This is a genomic window from Methylobacter sp. Wu1 (assembly GCF_036553575.1).
Classification (GTDB): Bacteria; Pseudomonadota; Gammaproteobacteria; order Methylococcales; family Methylomonadaceae; genus Methylobacter.
The window spans coordinates 103,344-126,766 of sequence record NZ_JAZHOC010000073.1 but is presented as its reverse complement, the minus strand read 5'-3'; the positions used below and the strand labels follow the sequence as shown (position 1 = coordinate 126,766).

The 23,423-nt window shown below is 53.7% G+C and carries 24 protein-coding genes and 1 other RNA gene; 19 read left to right on the top strand and 6 right to left on the bottom strand.

Features of this window, described 5'->3' with window-relative positions:
* The first annotated feature begins 16 nt into the window (after positions 1-16).
* The 10 genes from gspG to ilvA are packed head-to-tail and all read left to right on the top strand — an operon-like array spanning position 17 to position 9,275.
* Positions 17-445 (top strand): type II secretion system major pseudopilin GspG, encoded by a 429-nt coding sequence (gspG, locus tag V2P20_RS16315; RefSeq protein WP_194968148.1) that lies wholly within the window; start codon positions 17-19, stop codon positions 443-445.
* A complete protein-coding gene (locus tag V2P20_RS16310; protein WP_331820138.1) occupies positions 442-978 on the top strand; it encodes a GspH/FimT family pseudopilin in 537 nt (178 codons plus the stop codon). The genes gspG and V2P20_RS16310 overlap by 4 nt, the downstream gene beginning before the upstream one ends.
* On the top strand, positions 971-1,369 hold the full coding sequence (locus tag V2P20_RS16305; RefSeq protein WP_331820136.1) for a type II secretion system protein: 399 nt from the start codon (positions 971-973) through the stop codon (positions 1,367-1,369). The genes V2P20_RS16310 and V2P20_RS16305 overlap by 8 nt, the downstream gene beginning before the upstream one ends.
* On the top strand, positions 1,366-2,115 hold the full coding sequence (locus V2P20_RS16300; protein ID WP_331820134.1) for a prepilin-type N-terminal cleavage/methylation domain-containing protein: 750 nt from the start codon (positions 1,366-1,368) through the stop codon (positions 2,113-2,115). Before V2P20_RS16305 ends, V2P20_RS16300 begins: the two co-directional genes overlap by 4 nt.
* Positions 2,112-3,185, top strand: a complete 1,074-nt coding sequence (locus tag V2P20_RS16295) for a type II secretion system protein GspK (RefSeq protein ID WP_331820132.1) — start codon at positions 2,112-2,114, stop codon at positions 3,183-3,185. Before V2P20_RS16300 ends, V2P20_RS16295 begins: the two co-directional genes overlap by 4 nt.
* Positions 3,160-4,272, top strand: coding sequence for a PilN domain-containing protein (locus V2P20_RS16290; protein ID WP_331820130.1), 1,113 nt, complete (start codon positions 3,160-3,162; stop codon positions 4,270-4,272). Before V2P20_RS16295 ends, V2P20_RS16290 begins: the two co-directional genes overlap by 26 nt.
* Positions 4,259-4,840, top strand: a complete 582-nt coding sequence (gene gspM, locus V2P20_RS16285; protein WP_331820128.1) for a type II secretion system protein GspM — start codon at positions 4,259-4,261, stop codon at positions 4,838-4,840. Before V2P20_RS16290 ends, gspM begins: the two co-directional genes overlap by 14 nt.
* Positions 4,837-5,439: a hypothetical protein gene (locus tag V2P20_RS16280; protein ID WP_331820126.1), complete on the top strand. Its 603-nt coding sequence runs from the start codon at positions 4,837-4,839 to the stop codon at positions 5,437-5,439. The genes gspM and V2P20_RS16280 overlap by 4 nt, the downstream gene beginning before the upstream one ends.
* Positions 5,429-7,633: a type II secretion system secretin GspD gene (gene gspD, locus V2P20_RS16275; RefSeq protein WP_331820124.1), complete on the top strand. Its 2,205-nt coding sequence runs from the start codon at positions 5,429-5,431 to the stop codon at positions 7,631-7,633. Before V2P20_RS16280 ends, gspD begins: the two co-directional genes overlap by 11 nt.
* 31 nt (positions 7,634-7,664) lie before the next feature.
* The gene (gene ilvA / locus V2P20_RS16270) at positions 7,665-9,275 is read left to right on the top strand and encodes a threonine ammonia-lyase, biosynthetic (RefSeq protein ID WP_331820122.1); all 1,611 of its coding nucleotides are present in this window, start codon (positions 7,665-7,667) and stop codon (positions 9,273-9,275) included.
* A 43-nt stretch (positions 9,276-9,318) separates the two neighbouring features.
* On the opposite strand, the gene V2P20_RS16265 is transcribed toward ilvA, so the two are convergent.
* The 4 genes from V2P20_RS16265 to V2P20_RS16250 all read right to left on the bottom strand — a co-directional run bounded on the left by V2P20_RS16265 (position 9,319) and on the right by V2P20_RS16250 (position 10,523).
* On the bottom strand, positions 9,319-9,777 hold the full coding sequence (locus V2P20_RS16265; RefSeq protein ID WP_331820120.1) for an EVE domain-containing protein: 459 nt from the start codon (positions 9,775-9,777) through the stop codon (positions 9,319-9,321).
* Positions 9,778-9,798: 21 nt separating this feature from the next.
* Positions 9,799-9,978, bottom strand: a non-coding RNA gene (gene ssrS / locus V2P20_RS16260) — 6S RNA.
* A gap of 12 nt (positions 9,979-9,990) precedes the next feature.
* Positions 9,991-10,299, bottom strand: a complete 309-nt coding sequence (locus tag V2P20_RS16255) for a cell division protein ZapA (RefSeq protein ID WP_268119280.1) — start codon at positions 10,297-10,299, stop codon at positions 9,991-9,993.
* Positions 10,296-10,523 carry a TIGR02449 family protein gene (locus V2P20_RS16250; RefSeq protein WP_194968158.1) on the bottom strand — a complete coding sequence of 76 codons (228 nt, stop codon included), beginning with the start codon at positions 10,521-10,523 and terminating at the stop codon, positions 10,296-10,298. The genes V2P20_RS16255 and V2P20_RS16250 overlap by 4 nt, the downstream gene beginning before the upstream one ends.
* Positions 10,524-10,711: 188 nt before the next feature.
* On the opposite strand from V2P20_RS16250, the gene V2P20_RS16245 reads away from it, so the two are divergent.
* The 5 genes from V2P20_RS16245 (at position 10,712) to V2P20_RS16225 (ending at position 15,640) form a co-directional block, all read left to right on the top strand.
* The gene (locus tag V2P20_RS16245) at positions 10,712-11,233 is read left to right on the top strand and encodes a UPF0149 family protein (protein WP_331820118.1); all 522 of its coding nucleotides are present in this window, start codon (positions 10,712-10,714) and stop codon (positions 11,231-11,233) included.
* Between the two features lie 16 nt (positions 11,234-11,249).
* A complete protein-coding gene (pepP, locus tag V2P20_RS16240) occupies positions 11,250-12,560 on the top strand; it encodes a Xaa-Pro aminopeptidase (RefSeq protein WP_331820116.1) in 1,311 nt (436 codons plus the stop codon).
* Entirely contained in the window at positions 12,560-13,771 is a 1,212-nt protein-coding gene (ubiH, locus tag V2P20_RS16235; protein ID WP_331820114.1) for a 2-octaprenyl-6-methoxyphenyl hydroxylase, read from the top strand. The genes pepP and ubiH overlap by 1 nt, the downstream gene beginning before the upstream one ends.
* Before the next feature lie 2 nt (positions 13,772-13,773).
* Positions 13,774-15,009, top strand: coding sequence for a UbiH/UbiF/VisC/COQ6 family ubiquinone biosynthesis hydroxylase (locus V2P20_RS16230; protein WP_331820112.1), 1,236 nt, complete (start codon positions 13,774-13,776; stop codon positions 15,007-15,009).
* A gap of 163 nt (positions 15,010-15,172) precedes the next feature.
* Positions 15,173-15,640: a hypothetical protein gene (locus V2P20_RS16225; RefSeq protein ID WP_331820111.1), complete on the top strand. Its 468-nt coding sequence runs from the start codon at positions 15,173-15,175 to the stop codon at positions 15,638-15,640.
* Positions 15,641-15,677: 37 nt separating this feature from the next.
* On the opposite strand, the gene V2P20_RS16220 is transcribed toward V2P20_RS16225, so the two are convergent.
* Together V2P20_RS16220 and V2P20_RS16215 are read right to left on the bottom strand one after the other, a co-directional pair.
* Positions 15,678-17,027 (bottom strand): sigma-54 dependent transcriptional regulator, encoded by a 1,350-nt coding sequence (locus V2P20_RS16220; RefSeq protein WP_331820109.1) that lies wholly within the window; start codon positions 17,025-17,027, stop codon positions 15,678-15,680.
* Positions 17,024-18,652, bottom strand: coding sequence for a HAMP domain-containing sensor histidine kinase (locus V2P20_RS16215; protein ID WP_331820107.1), 1,629 nt, complete (start codon positions 18,650-18,652; stop codon positions 17,024-17,026). Before V2P20_RS16215 ends, V2P20_RS16220 begins: the two co-directional genes overlap by 4 nt.
* Before the next feature lie 157 nt (positions 18,653-18,809).
* On the opposite strand from V2P20_RS16215, the gene sucC reads away from it, so the two are divergent.
* From sucC to V2P20_RS16195, 4 genes are all read left to right on the top strand, one after another.
* Positions 18,810-19,976, top strand: a complete 1,167-nt coding sequence (gene sucC / locus V2P20_RS16210; protein ID WP_331820105.1) for an ADP-forming succinate--CoA ligase subunit beta — start codon at positions 18,810-18,812, stop codon at positions 19,974-19,976.
* Complete coding sequence (gene sucD / locus V2P20_RS16205; RefSeq protein ID WP_331820103.1) at positions 19,973-20,842, top strand: succinate--CoA ligase subunit alpha; 870 nt, start codon at positions 19,973-19,975, stop codon at positions 20,840-20,842. The genes sucC and sucD overlap by 4 nt, the downstream gene beginning before the upstream one ends.
* A gap of 44 nt (positions 20,843-20,886) precedes the next feature.
* Positions 20,887-21,684 carry a ceramidase domain-containing protein gene (locus V2P20_RS16200; RefSeq protein ID WP_331820102.1) on the top strand — a complete coding sequence of 266 codons (798 nt, stop codon included), beginning with the start codon at positions 20,887-20,889 and terminating at the stop codon, positions 21,682-21,684.
* 100 nt (positions 21,685-21,784) lie between these two features.
* Positions 21,785-23,395, top strand: coding sequence for an NAD+ synthase (locus V2P20_RS16195; RefSeq protein ID WP_331820100.1), 1,611 nt, complete (start codon positions 21,785-21,787; stop codon positions 23,393-23,395).
* The last annotated feature ends 28 nt before the right edge of the window (positions 23,396-23,423 follow it).

Genomic DNA, 23,423 nt, shown 5'->3' with positions numbered 1-23,423 from the left:
GGAAAATTTTTTTACGATGAAACAATATAGAAAACGTACAGAAACTGGCTTTACCTTACTTGAATTACTGGTCGTGCTGGGCATTATCGCCCTGTTGGCCGGCATAGTCGGGCCTCAGGTCATGAAACACATGGGCGAATCCAAAACCAAAGCGGCCCGCGTTCAAGTTGAAGATCTGTCCGCCGCGCTGGACATGTATAAGCTGGATCTGGGCAATTATCCGACAACCGAGCAGGGTTTGAAGGCGCTCATCGAATCGCCTGAAAGTGCAAAACGCTGGAACGGTCCTTATCTGCAAAAAGCCAAAATGCCGCTGGACCCTTGGCAGCAGGAATACCACTATGTGTTTCCGGGTGAACACGGCAAATTTGATCTTTACACGCTGGGCGCGGACGGCAAAGAAGGCGGCGAAGGCGAAGATCAGGATATCGCAAGCTGGGAATGATGCATAAAACTGAAGGCTCAGGGTTGAGCTCAAAAAGAGCGGTGGGCTTGCGTCTCCCCGCTCATTGGGCATTGTCCAGGACTCAAGGATTTACGCTGCTGGAGCTGATGGTTGTGCTTTTTGTCATCATTCTGGGTTTTTCAATTGTCGCGTTCAATCTGTCATCAGGACGCGAGTCGACGCAGCTTCGCGCCGCGGCAAGGGATATTGTTTCGGCGCTGCGTTATGCAAGAGGACAGGCTTTGCTCTCCCATCAGCAGACTACCGTCGCCCTTGACCTTGGCGATAACAGCTATCAGGTAAGCGGCCGGGATAAGGTTTTTACGATTCCCGAGTCCATCGATCTCTCGCTGGTCACGGCCCAGGACGAATTAACCGGCGAAGGCCAGGGCAATATACGCTTTTTTGCCGACGGTTCGTCGACAGGCGGAAGAGTTACGCTGGAGTGGGGCGGTTCCAAATGGCGCATCGATATCAATTGGCTGACCGGCCAGGTCGAGCTTGAAGATGCCAGCGAAGGTGCGCATGGGTAAACAACGAGGCTTTTCCCTGTTGGAAATCCTGATTGCGTTTTCAATACTGGCGCTTTCGCTGGGGATTTTACTGAAGATTTTTTCCGGCGGCGTCAATACGGCGTCTGTGGCCGATGAATACACGGCCGCTGTGCAGATCGCCGAATCGTTAATGGTTCAAACGGGGGTGGAAACACCGTTGCAGCCAGGAGAAAGGTCGGGAGTGGAAAATGAAAAATACCGTTGGCTGGTTTCAGTAAGTCCTTTTACGCCGACGATTGAAAATTTTGATCCGGCAACGTTACCCATATTGCTTTTCAAGGTTAACGTCATGGTAGCCTGGGGCGATGATCAGGCGAGCGAGCGGCAGATTGAATTAACAAACCTAAGGCTCGTCAATAAAGCATTATGAGAAGCTGGAGGCAAAAGGGAGCTTTTTCTGGTGATTCGCTATGTAACTCATCGCGTGGGTTTACGCTTATCGAAGTTCTTATCGCAATGACTTTGCTAAGCGTTATGGTTGTGCTACTGTTTGGCAGTCTGAAAATTTGTGCCCAAAGCTGGGAAATGGGCGAAAAGAAAATCGCCGAAGTCAATGAAGTAGCTGTCGTCTACAATTTTTTTCAACAGCATTTATCGGCCGCCAAACCTTTAAAGGATGACTTTGCGAAAGATGAGTCATCTTTACAGAATGACTTTACGGAAGAAGAGAGTAAGTTGTCTTTTCAAGGCGATGCGCAATCCTTGCAATTTGTTTCCGTATTTCCCGCCAGCGCCGGGCGGGCGGGCTTGCAGCTGTTTTCCCTGGCAGTGCAGGATGAAGGGCCGCAAGGGAACAGTGACGATGGAGCTGAAATAAAAGTGACGTTGACGCCGTTTTTTCCGCTTGCCGAAGGCGAGGAATGGCAAAAGGAGGAGGCCGTCCTGATAAAGCATGTGAGTCATTTTGCTTTGTCTTATTTTGGCCCGGATCAGGAAACCGGCGAGAGCCAATGGCGGGATGAATGGCTCAATAAAAATGCCTTGCCGCGCCTGGTAAAAATCCAGATCGAGCGGGAAGATGAAGTTTACTGGCCGGATATGGTTATCGAACTTAAGGTTGGCGGTGATTCGAGCACCTTAACAGGCGGTGCGGAAGATTCAGGGGTAACAGAGTGATACGCATCAGGAAGCAGGCAAGGCAAAAGGGATTTGCGCTGGTTCTTGTTTTGTGGATATTGAGCCTATTGACTATCATGGCAGGCAGTTTTGCGCTGACTATGCGCAGGGAAGCTGCCATTATTGAAGGCATCAAAAATAACGCGCAGGCCATGGCCGTGGCGGAATCGGGGATTGCCATAGCGGAAATGATGATGCTGATTCCCGATGCGGGCAGGCGTTGGCGGGCAGACAGCAGTGTTTATCAAATAAACTTCGAGAGTGGCAAAGTGCGCATACGGCTTTTATCCGAAACCGGCAAAATAGATCTGAACACGGCCGACCAGGCCGTGTTGCAGGCACTGATAAGTCATGCGCCCATTGATGAAGGTCAGCAGGCTGGGCTCGTCAATGCCATTCTCGATTGGCGCGATGAAGATGACCTGGTGCGCGAGGACGGCGCGGAAAAGAAAGAATATCAGGATGCCGGTTTAAACTATCAGCCCCGAAACAAGCCTTTTCAGGACATCGAGGAATTGCAGTTGGTGCTGGGCATGAACGAAAGCGTTTATGATTGGTTGCAGGGGTTGATCACCGTTTATTCGAGAGGGTCTACGGTCAATCTGCAGTTGGCGTCTCCGGAAGTTTTGCAGGTGTTGCCGGACCTGGACGAAGCGGCGAAAGACGAATATATGCAAGCCAGACGGGAGCGTTCAGTCGATGCCTTAAAGTCGGCATCGCCTTTTAATGAATCATCTTCTTTGGACGAGACTGGCGAGAGTGCGGCTCCAGCCGCAGACAGCGGGGCGGTGACCATTATTTCCGAAGCGCAGCTGGATGACGGCTCAACCGCTGTAATAAACGCAATAATAGCAAGATCGAACAGTGAACAGCCATCCTTTGACCAACAGCCTTTTGGCCAACAACCCTTTGGTCAACAATCCGCGGGACAGCAATCCATGGGCCAACAATCCTCGCCGTTTCAGATTTTAAAATGGCAACGCAACTACGCAGGCAATGACTCATTATTCTCTGATGAAATGAGCCAATTATTAGTGACAGAATATGCTGAACCTCAATTCGACAATTGAACTGGATTTCAAGAAGTTTTTTCGCTGGTGGGCGCGAGAACTTAGTTTCCTGGTACCGGAAAAAATCAAGCAGCTCGTCAGCGAGAAGCGGGGCATTATTCTGGTCAGACCAGACAACCACCACCTGGAAATGACCTATGTCCTCAACGGAAAAGTAGAGCCGATAGCCACGCTGGAGCGAAATGAACCCGATATGGCGGAAGTCAAGGCGCTGTTAGCCAGAGACGAAAGATTTGCCAAGGCCGATGTCGTTATCAGGTTGACCCGGCAGGATGCTATTCAAAAAGAACTGACCCTGCCTCTGGCAGCAAAGGAAAATTTGGCTCAGGTTGTTTCCTATGAGTTGGACCGTTATACACCGTTCAAACCGGAGCAGGTCTATTTTGCCGTTAAGCCCCTGGCAGACGCCCATGAGCCCGGGCAAATCAATGTCATGCTGGTGCTGACTCCGCGGGAAGTACTTGAGGCGCTCTATGATGATGTAAGCGCGCTGGGCCTGTCGCCCAAAATTGCCGATTATGAGGATGCTGCCAATGATCTTGAGCAGGACTATGACTTTTACAATTTGCTGCCGGAGCAGTTCAGGGAGAAAACCAGCAAAAACGCTGCATTGGTTCATGGAGCCTTGATCAGCGCGGTATTTGTCCTGCTGATAGCCGCTATAGCTTTGCCGGTCTGGTTTGAATACCGGGCTGTCAATGCATTAAGCGAACAGCTTAAAGGCATAGAGAAAGAGGCGCGTAAAATCGATGCCTCGCAGTCGGAAATTGATGCGCTGGTGGAAGAGTCGCGCCGGCTGGTTGATGTCAAAAGCTCGGCGCCATCGGTCGTGGTCATGTTGAATGCGTTGAGCGCTTTAATAAAGGATGACACCTGGCTGACCTATGCGCAGTATTCGGATGGGCATCTGCAGATACAAGGGGAATCGCCGTCCGCTTCTGCCTTGATTGCCGTTCTGGAAGCCTCGCCATTGTTTGATAACGTCCGGTTTGTATCGCCGGTTACGCAAGACAAAATCAGCGGGCTTGAACGGTTTCAGATCACCGTGGATGTGACCAAAGCAGGAGGCATCAATGGCGGCGTATAACAAAACCCAGCGCTGGATTGCGGTAGGCCTCCTGGCGGCTGTGATAGTGATTTTTGGTGTCGTTGTTATTGCGCCCATTGTCAGCAAGGGCATGGATCTGCATGAAACCAAGAAAGCGCTGGTTTTCAAGCTCCAGAAGTACCAGCGGATTTTAGCCAGGAAAGACGCCGTCACTGAAGGCATGGATAAAATAAAAGCCCAGCATTTGTCCCAAGGTTATTTTAATGCTCAAGGGACTGGCGCGCTGGCGTCCGCCGATGTACAGGAGTTTATTAAAAAGGCGATTGTCGATGCAGGTGGGCAGTTGACCAGTACTCAGGCGCTTCCTGTCAGCAATAAGGATGGCTTCAGCCGCATTATGGTCAAAGTCAGAATGACCGGCACTATTGAAGAGCTGCGCTCAGTGTTGTACAAAATGGAAACGTCGGTGCCGCTGATCATCGTCGACCAGATCGATATAAGGCCGGTGCGAGGCATAAGAAACAGAAAAACCCGACAGATTGAATCGAGCAATGAATTGAATGTGAATTTTCAGGCCGTTAGTTTCATGAGAATACCGCCAGGATGAATGTTAAATTAATTAAATTATTGGCCTCCGTTTGTACCGTCTTGCTGTTGATTATTACTGCCGAGTGGTTATATGCGAAGCATTCCAGAAAACAACTGCAGAAATCGATTACATCCGTTGAAACTCAACCCTACAAAGTAGGTGACTTGCCAAGTCTGGTGCTGACGAAACAACCGGAGGACAAATACGCCGATCTGGTCACACGGCCCTTATTCATCAAAGGGCGGAGACCTGTAGAAACGGTCGAGGTTGAAGAAGCAGCCGCAGTTGGAGGTTCCGATAGTTTTGAATGGCAGCTAACGGGTGTCTATACGAGAGGCAAACAGTTATCAGCCTTGTTCAGCCGTGATAAAGCGCCAGCCACGGAAAAAAAATACCTTAAAATAACTGAAGGCGATGATATCAGCGGCTGGACACTGGCCGAGATTCATACAGACAAAGTCGTACTCAAGCAAGGAAGTCATCAGAAAGAGCTTATGCTAAGAAAACCAAAATTAAAAGAATTACCCAAGAAAAAAAGCATACCCAACGCATTTACGCCTAAAGCAGAGGCGCCCAAAGCGGAAGACACGTCAGGAAATAGCGAAAATGAAGAATAATATAAAAAAAATAAAAAAAGCTTCCTGGGCTGTTGTTCTGGGGCTTTCGCTGTCAAGTTGCGAATTTATGGGGCCGCCGGTAGCCGTTAAAAAACCGCTGCCGCCAGTGCTCCCAGAGCAGCCGGAGGAACAGGAAGGGGCCGTTTTTAAACACTTGCAAAACAAGCCGCATCCTAGTGAAAAAGTGCGGCCGGCGGCGGAACTCTATCCTGGAACGGAACGTTTCGTGTCGCGGACGTCAACGCAGCCGGGCAGGGGCGCAGCCCGTGGCGAAGGCGCATACAGCCTGAACTTTGATGAAGCCGACCTGGGCGAAGTAGCGAAAGTGATTCTGAGCGACATACTTGGTGAAAACTATGTATTGAGCCCCAAGGTGGCCGGCAAGGTGACGCTGCAGACCACCCAGGCTTTAACGAAAGAAGAATTATTGCCTACCCTGGAGATGTTGCTGCGCATGAATAATGCGGCGCTGGTCAAGGACGGCCGCGTTTATCATATCGAGCCCGCGGCAGAGGCGTTATACAGCACCGACTTTGCAAGAGCAGGCGCGGCCGGTTACCAGGTGAAGGTCATACCGATCAGGAATGTGGCCGTACAGGATATCGCCGAAGTGATCAAGCCGCTGGTGCAGGAAAAAACCATCCTGCAAGTCGACGGCATGCGCAATCTGCTGGTTGTTTCCGGAACGGCCGATGAACTGGCGCGCATCATGGATATGGTCGCCACTTTCGATATCGATATCTTGAGGGGGCGTTCATTCGGTATTTTTCCTTTGGTGCATGCCGCGCCGGAGCAGATTATTGAAGAGCTGGATGCGGTGTTTAACAAAACTGAAAAAGATGAGAGCACCTTTTTCCGGTTTATAGAAATCGAGCGGTTGAATGCCATCCTGGCCATTACGCACCAAGCCTCTTATTTGCGAGATATTGAAAGCTGGATACTGCGGCTGGACCGGTCGACTACGGCTACCGGCGGCGGTGTGAATGTCTATAAGGTTCAGAATGTCGATGCCGTGGAATTGGCGGCGACATTGAATGAAATTTTTACCGGCGCATCGACAAAGAAAGATAAAGGCGCAAAGGTTGCTCCCGGAAAAAAAGCTGCTGAAATCACCAATAAGCAGGGGCAAGAGGCGGCAAAAGCGGCTTTCAGCAAACCCGCGGGATCGGAAGGCGGCGGCGTTGCCGAGGTGAGTAAGGAAGTCAGAATTATTGCCGATGAGATCAATAACTCGATCGTTGTTGTCGCGACGCCGGAAGAATATGAAAAGATTCGCGGCGTTATCGTTCAGCTCGATGTTATGCCGCTGCAGGTCTTGATCGATGCGACCATCGTATCGGTGAGCCTGACCGACAGTTTAAAGTACGGTATTCAATGGTTTTTAAGTCACCATAATGTGGGTGGCGAGCATGTCATTACTAATACTAACACGAGTGGATCAAATATAAGAGGATCATTAGCGGAAGCGCAGGCGGGAGGGACATCGCTCAGGGATATTGCCGCAGGTGCAGTATCAGGTGGCTTTGGCTATGCGTTCCTCAGTGATTCGGGCGATATACGCGCCGTATTAAATGCATCGGCCAATGACAATAAGCTTAATGTGATTTCTTCGCCGTCGTTGATGGTGCTGAATAATCAGGAAGCCTCGATACAAGTCGGTGATGAAATACCGTTGAGAACGTCTCAGTCATCTGCTCTTCCCACTTCAGGCCAAACTTTCGACGCTAATAGTCTCGTGCAAACCAGTGGCATTCAGCAGCGTAAAACCGGTGTGAAGTTGAAAGTTAAGCCCCGGGTCAATGCCAGTGGTCTCGTGATTATGGATATCGAACAAAGCGTTGAAAGACCGCAGAAGACGGTAGCCAGTAACATCGATTCGCCTACGATACAAAGCCGGGAAATTACCAGTAACGTAGCCGTACACAGCGGAGAAACGGTTGTGCTGGGCGGCTTGATCGATGAGAACGATACCTATAATCAGGATGGGATTCCCTTTTTATATAAGCTGCCTTTAATAGGCCCCTTGTTCGGCGGGACGACAAAAGAGAAACTTAAGACAGAACTGGTTGTGCTGATTACACCGCGCGTTGTTACAAGCAGGCAGGACGGCCGACTGATTACCGACGAATTCAGACGCAAATTGACCGGCATTTATGAGATACCAGAAGCAAAAACGGTAAGGGGAGATTACTAATGGTTATTAACCAGAGCAGCTTAAGGAAATAATGTGGAATAATAGCCAGGATAAAGAAGACATCAGCCCATTTTCAAACATGCCGATAAAATACATAGAAAAAATATTACGCGCCAAAGTTTACGATGTTGCCATAGAAACGCCTCTGGATTTCGCATCCTCGCTGTCGGAGCGCCTGGGCAACAACGTCTATTTGAAACGCGAAGACCTGCAGCCGGTGTTCTCGTTTAAACTGCGCGGCGCCTACAACAAAATGGCCTTGCTGAACGAGCAGGAGCGGGCGCATGGCGTGATCGCCGCTTCAGCCGGCAATCACGCCCAGGGCGTCGCTCTGGCGGCCAAAAGATTGGGCATCAAGGCATTGATCGTGATGCCGAAAACCACGCCCGAAATTAAAGTCCAGTCCGTGAAAGCCAGAGGCGCCAAAGCGGTGCTGTTCGGCGATGCCTATGATGAGGCGTATGCGCATGCCAGGGAATTGGCCGAACAAAAAGACATGGTGTTCATCCATCCCTATGACGATCCCGACGTCATCGCCGGGCAGGGTACGGTAGCCATGGAAATCCTCCGGCAGCAGACCAACGGCCTGGATGCGATCTTTGTGCCGGTCGGCGGCGGCGGCTTGATTGCCGGTGTCGCGGCTTATGTCAAATTTGTGCGGCCGGAGATCAAGGTCATCGGCGTGGAGCCCGATGATTCTGATTGCCTGAACCGGGCTCTGAAAGCGAAGCGCAGGGTCACCATTAAACAGGTCGGCCTGTTTGCCGATGGCGTGGCGGTCAAGCAGATCGGCGAAGAACCTTTCCGCCTGGCGCAAAATTATGTTGATGAAGTCGTGACCGTCAATACCGATGAAATCTGCGCCGCGATCAAGGATATTTTTGACGATACGCGCTCGGTTGCCGAACCTGCCGGCGCCTTGGGCATTGCCGGCCTGAAGAAATATGTCGAGCGCGAGAAGATAACCGGGCAAACGCTGGTCGCCATCGACAGCGGCGCCAATATGAATTTCGACCGGCTGCGCTATGTGGCCGAGCGCGCCCAGGTCGGCGAGCATCGCGAGATCCTGCTGGCCGTCAGCATCCCCGAAACGCCGGGCAGCTTTTTGCGATTCTGCCGCATGCTGGGCGGACGCAGCATTACCGAGTTCAATTACCGTTATTTCGATCCCAAGCTGGCCCAGGTTTTTGTCGGCATTTCCAGCAGCGGGCTTGAATCGGATCGGGCCGATTTAATTCTGCAATTACAGGATCAGGGCTTTTCGGTTACCGATATGACCACCAATGATCTGGCTAAAGAGCACGTGCGTTATATGGTGGGAGGCCATGCGCCGCGTGAACTGAATGAGGTTATTTACAGCCTGGAGTTTCCGGAAAGGCCCGGCGCGCTATTGAATTTCCTGACGGCGCTGGGCGGACGCTGGAATATCAGCCTGTTCCATTACCGCAATCATGGCGCCGCATTCGGCAAAGTCCTGATGGGCGTGCAGATGCCGAAAGCAGAGCGCAAGGAATTCCAGCAATGCCTTGATGGGCTGGGTTTTGCTTATCAGGAGGAAACCGATAATCCCGCCTATCGCCTGTTCTCGGGGGGCAGCGAGGTGAAAAACAAACAATCGGATGGCGCTGTTATCGAGGTATAGCTAGCACGGGCGGTCAGTGGCCACCCTGTGTCGTCACTGCCGGTTATTCCAGCGAACATATAAAGTCCCATTGCTGTCTGGAGACCGGTATGATCGATAAGCGATTGCCACGTCTTACCAGCGCAAGATCGGCCAACTCCTGCTTTTGCTTTAATTCCTGGAGAGTAATGGTGCGGGACAGTGTTCTGACATGCCTGACGTCAACCATGAACCAGCGCGGCTGGGCCGGATCGCTTTTAGGGTCGAAATGCTTGTCATCGGGGGCGAAAGCGGTAAAGTCCGGATAGCCTTCGCGGACCACTTCCATAATGCCGACAATGCCCGGCACATCGCAGTTGGAATGATAGAAGAAAACCTGATCGCCGAGTTTCATCTCATCGCGCATCATGTTTCTGGCTTGGTAATTACGCACCCCGTCCCAGTGTTCGGTCCGGTCGGGCTTGTTGCACAGGTCATTGATGCCGAACGCATCCGGTTCGGATTTCATTAGCCAGTAATTCATGGGGATTTTTATAAGAAAAAGGCATCTCCCGCCTGAGCCGTAATGCACTTTCGTCCTTGAACCAACGGTTCAAGTGGGGACGTGATCGGTAAATCAGGCTTCCCGTATAGAGCGGGCATGCACACCATCACCGTAATCTGCCCCCTGGGTAAAAATAGGTTCAGGAAACACCCAGTACACTCTCGAACGCTGCAGGAGATGCAAACTAATATTTTACTGTATTTCAGGATTTTCTAAAACGTTTTCTATTTTATGACGCATATTAGCCAGATTTTCATTGAGGCTCTGAGTCAGCATGGCATTCTGGTTTCTCATCACACGCAATTCGTGCGCCAGGTTGAGCGCTGCCATGACGGCGATTCTGTCCGCGCCGCTGACTCGTCCGGAATCCCTGATTTTGCGCATTTTTTGATCAAGTTCCTGGGCTGAATGGATCAAATCGTCCTTCTCATCAGGATCGCAGGCAATCCTATAATCTTTACCCATGATAGTAAGCGATACCGGTTGAGGATTTTTTTTCATGAACCTTGCTCCATTGCTTTCAGACGAGTAATCATAGCTTCAACCCGGGTTCTGGCCAGGGCGGTTTTTTCAAGCAGTTTGGCTTTTTCCCGGACCAGGGACTCCTGCTTGATTTTAAGGGAACTGTTTTCGTTTTTTACCGAATTATATTGTTCGATAAGCTTGTCCAGTTTATCTTCGAGCTCTTTTAATTCTAAGGATTGAGTTGTTTCTGAATTCGTCATAGTAGTTAACTACATCATTGCAAATAATCAGCCGCGTGTTTAGTTAGGATTATCGGCGATATGTTCTAATACTGCTCATAGTCAGCCGCCCTGGAGCCAGGAAGAACAAATGTTATCCAAGTCGGGGATCAATGGTAGCATAAGCAGTATTTTTTTTTTAGCAGTAGTGAAATTATTATGTGGGTGTCATGGTTTACCAGGTAATCAATACGATATTAGAGCATAACGACGCGGATGTTTCCGCTGCCGAGGCTCATGGTATGGCGACAGGCATATTGTGCGTCAATGGCCAGGCCGAGAGCGCTCCTTGGCTGAAGGAACTGTTTAAGGACGATACCGATTTGAGCGATGAAGACAGGGCGGCTCTGGTGAAGTTATTCGAGCAGACCCGGACATTGCTGGTCAGTGAAGCGTTTGAATTTGACCTGTTCCTGCCTGACGATGACGCTTTTCTGTATGAGCGTGTTCAGGCATTGAGCCGTTGGTGCCAGGGATTTTTATTCGGCATTGGTTCCGTGTACACCGCAAAAGGCTGGCCCAACGATGTTTCCGAAATATTGAAGGATATTACGGAATTTACCAAGCTGGACGAAGAGGCCGAAGGCGAGGAAGACGAGAATGCCTATATGGAAGTTACTGAATACCTGAGATCCGCCGTTTTATTACTGCGGGATGAGTTAAATATCAATACCGACGGCACTGTTCATTAGGCGGTGGAACAAGCAAATGAAGCAAAGCGAATTCAAAAAAAGACGAAAGCAATTAATGCAGCGGATCGGCAAGGGCAATATCGCGCTGATAGGCAGCGCCCCGGTTCGAACCCGCAACCGCGATGTCGATTATCCGTTTCGGCAGGACAGCGATTTTTATTATCTGACCGGTTTCAATGAACCCGATTCATTGGCTGTCTTTATACCTGGCCGCGAGCAGGGTGAATACATTTTGTTCTGCCGCGAATACGACGAAACCAAAGCGTTGTGGGAAGGCGCCCACGCAGGGCTTGAAGGCGCTACCCAGCACTATGAGGCCGACGATTCTTTCCCTATCGATGATCTGGGCGAGATCCTGCCGGGCCTGCTGGAAGACAAAGGCAAGGTGTTCTATCCGATGGGCCGGGATTCGGATCTGGATCATCGGTTGCTGGAATGGATCAACCATATCCGCAGCCAATCAAGAACCGGCGTGACAGCGCCGGGCGAACTGGTTTCGCTGGAGCATATACTGCACGAAATGCGCCTGTTCAAAAGCCCTGAAGAACTTAAGCTGATGCGCCGCGCGGCGGAAGTATCCGCCCATGCCCATGTCAAAGCCATGCAGAATTGCAAGCCTGGTTTATATGAATATCAGATAGAAGCCGAACTTATTTATCATTTCATTCAGGGCGGCCTACGCGCGGTGGCCTATCCCTCCATTGTCGCCGGCGGCAGAAACGCCTGCGTGCTGCACTATACCGAAAACTCGGATAAATTAAGAAGCGGCGATCTACTGCTAATCGATGCCGGCGCCGAATGCGATCATTATGCGGCCGATATTACCCGCACATTCCCGGTCTCGGGACGTTTCAGCGAGCCGCAGAAGCAGCTTTACCAGCTGGTTCTCGATGCGCAGGCGGCCGCTATCGAACAGATCAAGCCCGGCGTGCCCTGGCATCTGGCGCACGAGGCCTCGGTTGAGGTGCTGACGAAAGGTCTCGTATCTCTGGGACTGCTGAAAGGCCGCGTGCCCACGCTGATCAAGAACGAAAAGTACAAGCAGTTCTATATGCACCGGATAGGCCATTGGCTGGGCATGGACGTGCATGACGTGGGCGACTACAAGGTCGACAAGGAATGGCGGTTGCTGGAGCCCGGCATGGTGCTGACCATAGAGCCGGGGCTGTACATACCGGCGAACTGTGAAACTGTCGATGAGAAATGGCGCGGCATAGGCATCCGGATTGAGGACGATCTGGTGGTCACGGCGCAAGGACACGAGATTTTGACGGCCGGCGTGCCCAAAACCATAGCAGAAATTGAAGCGTTGATGCAGGCGGGCTGATGCGACAGGATTATGATTTACTCATTGTAGGCGGCGGTCTGGCCGGCAACAGTCTGGCGCTGGCGCTGAAAGATACCGGCCTGCGCATGGCCATTATCGAAGCGAATACGCGCGAACAGCTCTATGCCTCCCCGGCCGGCGACAGAGCGCTGGCCTTGGCCGGCGGCACGGTAAAAATGCTGGAAGCGCTGGGCATCTGGCAGGGCATACGCCAGGCGGCCACGGCGATAAAAAACATTCATATCTCGGATCGCGGCCATTTCGGCAAGACCCGGCTGTCTGCGCAACAGGAAAATGTCGATGCGCTGGGGTATGTGATTTCGGCGCGCGACATTGAAACGCATGTGGCCCGGCTTGCCAGTGAGGCCAATATCGAGCTGATTTGTCCGGCCCGCGTTGTCGGCTTGATGTCCGGCGAGGATGCCATTCATGTCAGCCTGAAACACGGCGATGAGTCGTTCAGCCTGTCGGCTAAATTGCTGGTCGGCGCCGATGGCGGCCAGTCATCGGTGCGCAAGCTGTTGGACATCGACCAGAAAGCCACTGAATATGGGCAGACGGCGCTGGTCACTACCGTTAAAACCTCCGTGCCGCATAACAATACCGCCTATGAGCGCTTTACGGCTTCCGGACCGCTTGCTCTGCTGCCGGACGGTGACAGCGAGTGCGCCGTAGTCTGGACAAGAACCGATGAAGATGCGAAGGCGTTGATGGCAGGCAGCGAGAAAGACTTTCTGAGCGAGCTTCAGGAATGCTTCGGTTACAGGCTGGGCGAGCTTGCTTTAGCCGCCCCCAGGCGGACTTTTCCGCTGTCGCTGATACGTGCGGAAAAAATGGTTTCAGGGCGGGCTGTCATTATCGGCAATGCCGCTCATCAATTGCATCCGGTGGCGGGGCAGGGCTTTAACCTGGGGCTGCGCGATGTCGTGGCGCTGGCCGAAATGATTATCGAGCAGCATGGGGATGGCCAGGATATCGGCGCGGCCGATTTTTTAAATCGCTACGCCAAGGTCCGGCAAAAAGATCACAACCTTGTTATCGGCTTTACCGACAATGTCGTGCGGATTTTCTCCAATGAATGGCTGGCCCTGGCCTTGGTTAGAAACATCGGCTTGACGCTGCTCGATCATATCCCAGCGGCCAAAGCGCTGCTGGCCCGGCAGGCGATGGGGCTTGTCGGCCGCATGCCGCGATTGGGCAGCAGGAGATAATTATGGCTGAACGATATGAAGTGATCGTCGTCGGCGGCGGCATGGTGGGTGCGGGGGCGGCCTGTGCCCTGGCGCATGGCGGCGTCAGCGTGGCGCTGCTGGATAGGCACAATCCGGAACGGCACTGGCCGAAAGAGCCGATCGATAACCGTGTTTCGGCGTTGACGAAAGCCTCGCAGAATATTCTGGAAATGCTCGGCGCCTGGCCGGGCATGGTGCAGCGCGGCGTATGCGCCTACCGGGATATGCGCGTATGGGATGCGCGCGGCGACGGCGAATTGCATTTTGACTGTGCCGATACCGAATTCAATGAACTGGGCCATCTGGCCGAAAACAGGGTGACGGTCGCGGCCTTATGGGACGTGCTCGATACGTTGCCCTCGGCTGCTTGTCTAACGCCGGCGGCAGTCGCCGACATGCAGCTGACCGATAACGGCCGGCTGATCAGGCTGGAAGACGGCCGCCGCCTCGAAGCCGAGCTGGTGATTGCCGCCGACGGGCGCGAATCGGCGTTGAGAAAGATGGCCGGCATAGACGTGACCGGCTGGGACTATGATCAGGAAGGGCTGGTCGCCACAGTCACGACCGAAAAAAGCCACCAGGCAACGGCGTGGCAGCGGTTTCTGGAAGAAGGGCCGCTGGCTTTTCTGCCGCTGGACAATGGCCAAAGTTCGATTGTCTGGACTTTGAGCACGAAAACGGCAAAAAAGTATCTGGCCCTGAACGATGCCGATTTCCTCCAGGCGCTGGAACAGGCCTCGGGCGGCATTCTGGGCAAAATGCTGGCGGTCGGGCCCAGGGCCGCGGTTTCTTTGCGATTTCAGTATGCCAACCGTTATACCGACCGGCATCTCGCATTGGTTGGCGATGCCGCCCATGCCATGCATCCGTTGGCCGGACAGGGCGCAAATGCCGGCCTGCTGGATGCGGCGGCGATTGCCGAGCTGGTGATTGAAGCCAAACAGCAGCGGCGGCCATTGTCCGGTTCCGCTTATTTACTCCGCTACGAACGCTGGCGTAAAGGCGACAATCTGATGATGATGGCGAGCATGGATATGCTCAACAAAACCTATAAAGTATCATCGCCGCCCTTTATCGGCCTGCGTTCGGCTGGCATGAACTGGGTAAACCACACGGCTGTCGTGAAAGCGTATTTCAACCATTACGCCATGGGCTTGCGCGAGGATTTGCCCAAATTAGCCAAAGCCCAGGCTTGCTGGCAAGTCGTTCAGCGTTAGCGACAAGTGCCGAAAAGCCCGCGTTTATGCGTATTTGGTATTTACCCTGCTCGCCGGCTTCTGGTATATTCCGAAATTAGCGATTTGGTTTGCCCGCCTACAGGCTGCGCTTATTTCAGGGCAATAAAATAATAAAAATTAACTTAAGAGGTGGAGAGGTGTTATGGCTGAAGTGTTATTTGTATTAACTACTATTTTCGTGGCTTATGTCGTTTATGCGGTTGTAAACGATCAGCGGGCTACGGCTAAATCGACAGTGCCGCAGGTAAAATCTGAAAAACAGGAAGTGGTAGCAGTGCAGCCACAGGCCGCGGCGGCGCCCCAGAAAGAAGCGCCGGCGGCGAGAAGGGCGGCGGCAAGGCCTGCCGCTACAGCCAGAAGAGCTGCTCCTGCGAAGCCTGCTGCTCCAGCGCCAGAGGCGGGCAAAGGCGAAGTGCGCAATCCGGCTACGGGAGAAGTCGTTTCAGCCCACAGCAATTACCGCTTTACCAAGCGTTGGGTAAAAGAGGCGCTGGTGGCGGAAGGTTTGCTCGATAAAATTTACAAGAATAATGAATTGGATGCCGCTGCCGAAGCGAAAATAAAAGACGCAATGGCGAAGCTGGCATCCATGGATAAATATCAGGCTTAACACCGCCTGGGCTAACCGGCAGTGGTTCTGTTGCCGGTTAATTATCCAGATCCAGTTTCTTCAAGCGATAGCGTAAGGATCGAAAAGACAGCCCCAGCTGTTTGGCGGCGGCCGTCTTGTTCCATTTGTTTTCTTCCAGGGCGATGACGATCGCCTTACGTTCGATTTGCTCCAGATAATCTTCCAGCGACCCCTGAGCCGGGTCATAAGCCGGCGAGTCGGCGATGACATGCGCGCCTACCGGCAGGTTCAGGTCGTCGATTTCGATACTTTTGCCGTCATACAAGGCCAGAGCCCGTTCCAGAATGTTCTCAAGCTCGCGCACATTGCCGGGGAAATGATATTGCTGCAGTGCCGACAGGGCCGAGGCCGACACTATCGGTTTGTTCAGGCCGCCAGCTTGAGTGAGCTTCGTCAATATGTGGTCGGTGAGAATGGGTATGTCTACGGCGCGTTCCCGCAAGGGCGGCACATACAGGTCGATGACGTTGATGCGGTAGTACAAATCCTGCCTGAACGTGCCGGCCTGGACCATGTCGGCCAGGTTGCGGTAGGTGGCGCTGAGCAGGCGGACGTCGACGGGGATTTCCTGATGTTCGCCGACGGGGCGGATTCTTTTTTCCTGAATGGCGCGCAGCAGTTTTACCTGCAGGGATTGAGGCAGTTCCGCGATTTCATCGAGGAATAAAGTGCCGCCTTCGGCCGCCTGGAACAGGCCCTTCTTATCGCTGACCGCACCGGTAAAACTGCCTTTTTTATGGCCGAAGAATTCGCTTTCCATCAACTCTTGAGGAATGGCTCCGCAGTTTATGGCCACAAAAGGCTTGTCGCTGCGCGAACTCTGCTGATGGATGAGCCGGGCGACCAGTTCCTTGCCCGAGCCGGATTCGCCGCTGATATAAACCGGAGCCTGGCTGAGCGCCAGTTTGGTTATTTTGCTGCGGATGGCGCGCATGACCGGCGATTCGCCCAGCAATAGATGCCGGGTTCGCCTGTCTTTGGCGGGGTATGTCGTGGCGTTGGCAAGTTTCAGCGCGCTACTCACCATTTGCCTGAGAGCCGATAAATCGACCGGTTTCGAGACAAAATCAAAAGCGCCTTTCTTCATGGCCTGAATCGCCGTATCCATATTGCCATGCGCGGTAATAACGGCAACCGGCATCGGGGCGCAATTCGAGTGTATATGATCCAGCAGATCAAGGCCATTGCCGTCGGGCAGCTTCATATCGGTCAGGCAAAGATCGAACGAATGCTGTTGCAGCAGGGCTTTTGCTTTGCCGATATTGTCGGCGCAGTGCGTCTGGATATCCATGCGGTTAAGGGTTATTTCCAGTAACTCGCAGATATCGGGTTCATCATCGACAATCAATGTCAGTGGTTTTTTCATATTTCTATTAACTTATTTTCCGCATCGGGCAGGCAGAGTTTGAAGCAACTCCGGTTTTTTTCCGTTAAATAATAGCTCAATTTTGCCTGGTTGAGTTCGGCCAGCTCCCGAGAGATATAAAGGCCCAGCCCGGTGCCACTGGACGAAGTCGTGAAAAAGGGCTCAAAAAGATGACAGATCTGCTCGGGAGACAGACCGGAGCCGTTGTCGATGATTTCTATGCACGGCGTCTGTCCGCTGATGCGGGCCTGCAGCATGATTTTCCCCAGCTCCGGCTTGCCGTATCGGAGAGCATTCAGGCACAGGTTGTCCAGAATCTGCTTCAAGTGATCGGGGTCTATCAGGGCGTATAAAGGTTCAGTGCTTACAGAGAGCTTGAAGGTGTCGGCAGCGATAGCCTGATCGAGCATGAAATTGTTCAGGTAATCGATCAGCCAAGGCTTCAACTGGATTTTTTTCCGCCTCGACGCGTTTCTCCTGGAAAGCTGCAGGATGTCTTCGATAATGCGATTGACGCGGCCTGCGTGGGTCTGAATGATTTCGGTCAGGCGCTTGTCCTGGGGCGATAACTGAGGGTTTTCCGACAGCAATTGTCCGGCATGGCTGATGGCGCCCAGCGGATTGCGTATTTCATGGGCGATGCTGGCCGTGAGCCGGCCCAGGGATGCCAGTTTACTTTGCTGCAGGCGCTGATTATAAAGCGCGATGTCTTCAAACATGATCAGGTACAGGCATTCCTGCTGCGTTGGCAGCGGCATGAAACGGATATGAATTTCGGACCGGTTCGGAAGTTGCAGCTGTGCAATTGCCTGTTCAGGCTCGTTGAGCCAGATCTGAAAAGCCAGCCATAGCTGTTCCGAAATGTCGGCCAGCGTGGCCGGCATGGCTTGCAGATTGGCCAGCCGCAAGGCCGCTTCGTTGGCCATCTGGATAGCCTGTTTTTTGTTGGCGATGATGATGCCCGACTGCAGATGCTGGATAATGTAATGGTTCAACTCTTCCAGTTGCGTGATGGTCTGTTTTTGCTGATGAGCCAGTTGCACCGTCTGTTCACTGCGCTTCGCCAGCACATAGGACAACAGGGCGATCGTGAAGAATGAGGCTCCCAGCATCCCGGCGTATATGTAAGACGTTTTTTCAAAGAGGCCGGCCTGATCGGCATAAATCTGTTCGGACAGGACGGCCAGGCTGGCGACAGCGGCAAAATACATCGCGCAGCGGCCGCCGATCAACAAACCGCCATAGGCGATGGAGACGGCGAGCAGTATGCCTATGCCGCTGTTAATGCCGCCGCAGGCATGCATCAGCAGCGTGAGAATGATGATGTCGGTAAAAATAAGCAGCTGTGCCTGCAGCGTATAGCCGGTCAGCCGCCAGGCTATGCAGATGCTGGAGACGGCAGACAATATGACATAGCTCTGGCTGCTGTAAATATAGAGTTGGCGGTCGTATGATCCCAGCGAAGAAGGCCCTATCTGGCCTTGAAATAACACGATAAACAGCGTGGCCAGAATAAAACGGTAAGTCAGGAAAACCTTCAGCAGCAGCCAGGCTTGCTTGGCGGGAATGCCGTAGCCCTTGGAGAACGGGCAGGGAAAAATGGTCTCATGCGTATTATCTGACATGGGTGGTTTTAACAATAGCGTTTTGCAGGGACTTGGTTAGAATAGCAGATTTCCCCAGTTTTACTGGCGGATCGGATTGAACTGAACCATCATAGCATCGATGCAAAGGCTTGAGAAAATACCCTCCGGTCGTTGCCGGTCAAACCAGGAGCGATAAATGAACATTCATGAATACCAGGCAAAAAGGTTGTTTAGGGATTACGGCATCGCCGTCCCGGAGGGCCATCAGGCCGATACGCCCGAGCATGCCGGGCAGGTTGCCAGAGAGCTGGGCGGCAGCGGCTGGGTTGTGAAGGCTCAGGTGCATGCGGGCGGCCGCGGCAAGGCCGGCGGCGTAAGATTGGCCCATAGCCATCAGGAGGTCTTGGATTTCAGCCGCGATATGCTGGGCAAGCGTCTTGTAACCGCGCAGACCGATAGTGCCGGTTTGCCGGTCGAGAGGCTGCTCATCGAGAAAATCTATCCGATCAAAAGCGAATTCTACCTGAGCGCGCTGGTCGACCGCGTCAGCAGCCGCATCCTGTTCATCGCTTCGGCGGCCGGCGGCATGGATATCGAAGCCGTCGCCAAAGACACGCCGGAGCGGATCATCTCGCTGCAAATCCATCCGGCAGCGGGCCTGCAAAGCTATCAGTGCCGGAAAATCGCCTTCGCCCTGCAACTGGCCGGCGAGCAGATCAAGGCGCTGGAAGCGATCATGCGCGGCATGTATCAGCTGTTGCTGGCTAAAGACGCCAGCCAGATTGAAATCAATCCCCTGATACTGACCGAGCAGGGCCAGTTGCTGGCGCTGGATGCCAAGATTAATTTCGACGACAACGCCGTCGCCATGCACCCTGACATTCTGGACATGCGCGATCCGGGCCAGGAAGACCGGAAAGAAAACAAGGCGCAGCAATACGGGCTCAATTACATCACGCTGGACGGCACTATCGGCTGCATGGTCAATGGCGCCGGTCTCGCTATGGCGACGATGGACCTGGTGAAGCTGAACGGCGGCGCACCGGCCAATTTTCTCGACGTCGGCGGCGGCACGACGCCGGAAAGAGTCGCCGAAGCGTTCAAGCTGATACTGTCCGACGACAAGGTGAAAGCCATACTGATCAATATCTTCGGCGGCATCGTGCAGTGCGACATTATCGCGCGCGGCATTCTGGCGGCGGTTAAAGAGGTGCACGTGACGGTGCCGGTCGTGGTCCGGCTGGAAGGCACCAATGCCGAGGCGGGGCGCCAGCTATTGGCCGATTCCGGCCTGAATTTGATTGCAGAAACAGACCTGGCGACCGCCGCAGCGCAAGTTGTCGCCTTAGCGGAGGCCGCATGAGCATTTTGATCGACAAAAATACCAAAGTGATTTGCCAGGGCTTTACCGGCAAGCAGGGCACGTTCCATTCCGAACAGACGCTGGCGTACGGCACGCAACTGGTGGGCGGCGTGACGCCGGGCCGCGGCGGCGATACGCATCTGGGCCTGCCGGTTTTCGATACCGTCGAGGACGCCGTCAGGCAGACCGGCGCCGATGCAACCATGATCTATGTGCCGCCTTTTTACGCGGCCGACGCTATTCTGGAAGCCGTCGATGCCGGCATCAGGATCATCGTCTGCATCACGGAAGGCATTCCGGTATTGCATATGCTGCGCGTCAAGGCCGCCATGGCCGGCACCGATGCCTTGCTGATCGGGCCGAATTGTCCGGGCGTCATTACGCCGGGCCAATGCAAGATCGGCATCATGCCGGGCCATATCCATCTGCCGGGCGCCATCGGCATCGTCTCGCGCTCCGGCACCCTGACTTATGAGGCCGTCAACCAGACGACCAAACAGGGGCTGGGGCAGAGCACCTGTGTCGGCATAGGCGGCGATCCCATTCACGGCATGAACTTTATCGACGTGCTCAGCCGTTTCCAGCAGGACGATCAGACCCGCGGCATCGTCATGGTCGGGGAGATCGGCGGCGGCGAGGAAGAGGATGCGGCTGATTATATCAAGGCCCATGTCACCAAGCCGGTCGTATCCTATATCGCGGGGCAGACAGCGCCGCCCGGCAAGCGCATGGGCCACGCCGGCGCCATCATCACGGGCGGCAAGGGCACGGCCGCAGGCAAAATCGCCGCGCTTAAGGCGGCCGGCATTGAAGTCGTCAATTCGCCGGCCGATATCGGCGTGGCGATGCAGCGCTGTTTGCAATAACGGCCTGATGGACAATAGGTAGTGCAATACGCGAAGGACAGCTTATGAGCCGATCGGTCCGAAACTTTATCGTTCTGTTCACTATTATCGTGTTGATTGCGGTGTTCATGCTGGTGCCGAAGATACCGCAGGATCTGAATTATCATGATTTCGGCGATCGGAAGCAGATTCTGGGCATTCCCAACTTCTGGAATGTCATGACCAGCCTGCCTTTTTTGATCGTCGGTTTGATGGGCATACGGCGGGTCACGGTTAGCCGGCTTGAGGGCGGCTTGCCGCAATTGCGTCCGGCTTATTTGATGTTTTTCATTGGCGTCGGCCTGACCGGTTTGGGATCGGGCTATTACCACTTAAATCCTGACAACGGGACGCTGGTCTGGGACAGGCTGCCGATGACGATAGCTTTTATGGCGCTGTTTTCAGCCATCGTCGGCGAATTCCTATCCATTGAATGGGGCAGGCGGCTGCTCTATCCGCTGGTTCTGATTGGCATGGCATCGGTAATTTACTGGCATTGGAGCGAACGGCAGGGACTCGGCGATTTGCGCTTTTACGGCTTGGTTCAGTTTCTGCCCATGCTGCTGATTCCGGTCATGCTGATCTTCTGTCAGCCGCGGCTTTCCGGCAAGGGTTATTTGTGGGGCATCGTCGGCGTCTATGTTGCGGCCAAACTGGCGGAAACGGGCGATACCTTTATCTACGAGCACCTGCGCTTTTTCAGCGGGCATTCGCTCAAACATCTGCTGGCTGCCGGCGGAGGCGGATTGTTTCTGATTGCATTGCAAAGGCGTGTGCCGGTGCATCAGGAGGTTAAATCAGAAACCGGTGTCATTGCCAAATAAGGTTTTGTTATGATCAGTCTATAGGCCGGATTTTGTACGTCTACAGATATCTTCCGTTTTTGCAGCCAAATATTCAACCTCAGTTATTGTTAATCCATACATGTCTTTAAAAATAGCGCTTGCTCAAATCAACCCACTGGTCGGCGGTATCGATGCCAATGCCGCCAAGATTATCGAAACGGCCATTCATGCCCGGGACCGGCTGCAGGCCGACCTGATCGTCTTTCCCGAGCTGTCCGTGACCGGTTACCCGCCCGAGGATCTGTTGCTGCGGCCGGATTTTATCGCGCATGCGGCCCGCGCGGTCGAGCGCATTGCCGCGCAAGTGGCTGGCATCGATGTCGTGCTGGGCTTTCCCGACAACTATCAGGGCAAGCTCTACAACAGCGCGGCCGTGCTGCGCGATGGCGCCGTTCTGGTCCGCTACCGAAAGAATGCCCTGCCCAACTACGGCGTGTTCGATGAAAAGCGCTATTTCTTCGAAGGCGATCAGACCGCTCTGTTTACGTTAAAAGGCATCACGATCGGCATCACAATTTGCGAAGACATCTGGCATCCCGGCATTCTGGCCCGGAACAGAGACGCCGGCGCCGAACTGGTCCTGACCCTGAATGCCTCGCCTTTCCATGCCGGCAAGATCCATGAGCGCGAAGACATCATCGTCAATCAGGTTAAGGCGCTGCAGCTGCCGCTGGCCTATGTCAACCAGGTCGGCGGACAGGATGAACTGATCTTCGACGGTGCTTCGTTTGTGGTCGACAGCAGCGGCGAAGTCGTATTCCGGGCCGAGGAGTTCAGCGAGCAGGTTAGTGTGGTCGAATTTGAAGGCAACAGACCGATGAAAAGCACTTGCGCGCCGCTGTACAACGAGGTCTCCAGCGAATACCGGGCCCTGGTGCTGGGTATCAAGGATTATGTCGCGAAGAACGGCTTTCAGGGCGCCATCCTGGGCTTGTCAGGCGGCATCGATTCGGCGCTGGTGCTGGCTTTGGCCGTCGATGCGCTGGGGGCCGACAAAGTGGAAGCCGTGCTGATGCCGTCGCGCTATACGCAGGCCATGAGCCTTGAAGATGCGGCGCTGGAGGCTGAAGCTTTGGGCGTCAAATACCATACGATCCCGATAGAGCCGGCCGTCAGCGCCTTCACGGACATGCTGGCCGGTGTGTTCGCCGGCACGGCCAAGGACACGACCGAAGAGAACATCCAGGCGCGCTGCCGCGGCGTGATTCTGATGGCGATGTCCAACAAGTCGGGCAAACTGCTGCTGACGACCGGCAATAAAAGCGAAATGAGCGTCGGCTATGCGACCTTGTACGGCGATATGGCCGGCGGCTTTGCGCCGATCAAGGATGTGCCGAAATTGCTGGTCTACGAGCTGGCGCACTATCGCAATTCGCTGTCTAAAGTGATTCCGGAGCGCGTGCTCACCCGGCCGCCGTCGGCCGAGCTGGCGCCCGATCAGATCGATGAAGATTCCCTGCCGCCGTATAACGTGCTGGACCCGATACTGGAGCGGTACGTGGAACAGGATCAGTCGGCTGAAGAGATTGTCGCGGCCGGTTTCAGGCGCGAGGATGTCGAGAGGGCCATACGCCTGGTCGACAGAAACGAGTACAAACGCCGGCAGTCGCCGCCCTGCATCCGAATCACGCCCAGAGCGTTCGGCCGCGATAGGCGCTATCCGATCACTTCGGGCTACCGTGGGATTTAAAAACTTTCATTAAACTCGGTAGACGCTC

Excerpts from the sequence above, each read along its gene's own strand:
- gspG (WP_194968148.1), top strand. The coding sequence starts at position 17 with ATGAAACAATATAGAAAACGTACAGAAACTGGCTTTACCTTACTTGAA.
- V2P20_RS16310 (WP_331820138.1), top strand. The coding sequence starts at position 442 with ATGATGCATAAAACTGAAGGCTCAGGGTTGAGCTCAAAAAGAGCGGTG.
- V2P20_RS16305 (WP_331820136.1), top strand. The coding sequence starts at position 971 with ATGGGTAAACAACGAGGCTTTTCCCTGTTGGAAATCCTGATTGCGTTT.
- V2P20_RS16300 (WP_331820134.1), top strand. The coding sequence starts at position 1,366 with ATGAGAAGCTGGAGGCAAAAGGGAGCTTTTTCTGGTGATTCGCTATGT.
- V2P20_RS16290 (WP_331820130.1), top strand. The coding sequence starts at position 3,160 with ATGCTGAACCTCAATTCGACAATTGAACTGGATTTCAAGAAGTTTTTT.
- gspM (WP_331820128.1), top strand. The coding sequence starts at position 4,259 with ATGGCGGCGTATAACAAAACCCAGCGCTGGATTGCGGTAGGCCTCCTG.
- V2P20_RS16280 (WP_331820126.1), top strand. The coding sequence starts at position 4,837 with ATGAATGTTAAATTAATTAAATTATTGGCCTCCGTTTGTACCGTCTTG.
- gspD (WP_331820124.1), top strand. The coding sequence starts at position 5,429 with ATGAAGAATAATATAAAAAAAATAAAAAAAGCTTCCTGGGCTGTTGTT.
- ilvA (WP_331820122.1), top strand. The coding sequence starts at position 7,665 with ATGTGGAATAATAGCCAGGATAAAGAAGACATCAGCCCATTTTCAAAC.
- V2P20_RS16265 (WP_331820120.1), bottom strand. The coding sequence starts at position 9,777 with ATGAATTACTGGCTAATGAAATCCGAACCGGATGCGTTCGGCATCAAT.
- V2P20_RS16255 (WP_268119280.1), bottom strand. The coding sequence starts at position 10,299 with ATGAAAAAAAATCCTCAACCGGTATCGCTTACTATCATGGGTAAAGAT.
- V2P20_RS16250 (WP_194968158.1), bottom strand. The coding sequence starts at position 10,523 with ATGACGAATTCAGAAACAACTCAATCCTTAGAATTAAAAGAGCTCGAA.
- V2P20_RS16245 (WP_331820118.1), top strand. The coding sequence starts at position 10,712 with ATGGTTTACCAGGTAATCAATACGATATTAGAGCATAACGACGCGGAT.
- pepP (WP_331820116.1), top strand. The coding sequence starts at position 11,250 with ATGAAGCAAAGCGAATTCAAAAAAAGACGAAAGCAATTAATGCAGCGG.
- ubiH (WP_331820114.1), top strand. The coding sequence starts at position 12,560 with ATGCGACAGGATTATGATTTACTCATTGTAGGCGGCGGTCTGGCCGGC.
- V2P20_RS16230 (WP_331820112.1), top strand. The coding sequence starts at position 13,774 with ATGGCTGAACGATATGAAGTGATCGTCGTCGGCGGCGGCATGGTGGGT.
- V2P20_RS16225 (WP_331820111.1), top strand. The coding sequence starts at position 15,173 with ATGGCTGAAGTGTTATTTGTATTAACTACTATTTTCGTGGCTTATGTC.
- V2P20_RS16220 (WP_331820109.1), bottom strand. The coding sequence starts at position 17,027 with ATGAAAAAACCACTGACATTGATTGTCGATGATGAACCCGATATCTGC.
- V2P20_RS16215 (WP_331820107.1), bottom strand. The coding sequence starts at position 18,652 with ATGTCAGATAATACGCATGAGACCATTTTTCCCTGCCCGTTCTCCAAG.
- sucC (WP_331820105.1), top strand. The coding sequence starts at position 18,810 with ATGAACATTCATGAATACCAGGCAAAAAGGTTGTTTAGGGATTACGGC.
- sucD (WP_331820103.1), top strand. The coding sequence starts at position 19,973 with ATGAGCATTTTGATCGACAAAAATACCAAAGTGATTTGCCAGGGCTTT.
- V2P20_RS16200 (WP_331820102.1), top strand. The coding sequence starts at position 20,887 with ATGAGCCGATCGGTCCGAAACTTTATCGTTCTGTTCACTATTATCGTG.
- V2P20_RS16195 (WP_331820100.1), top strand. The coding sequence starts at position 21,785 with ATGTCTTTAAAAATAGCGCTTGCTCAAATCAACCCACTGGTCGGCGGT.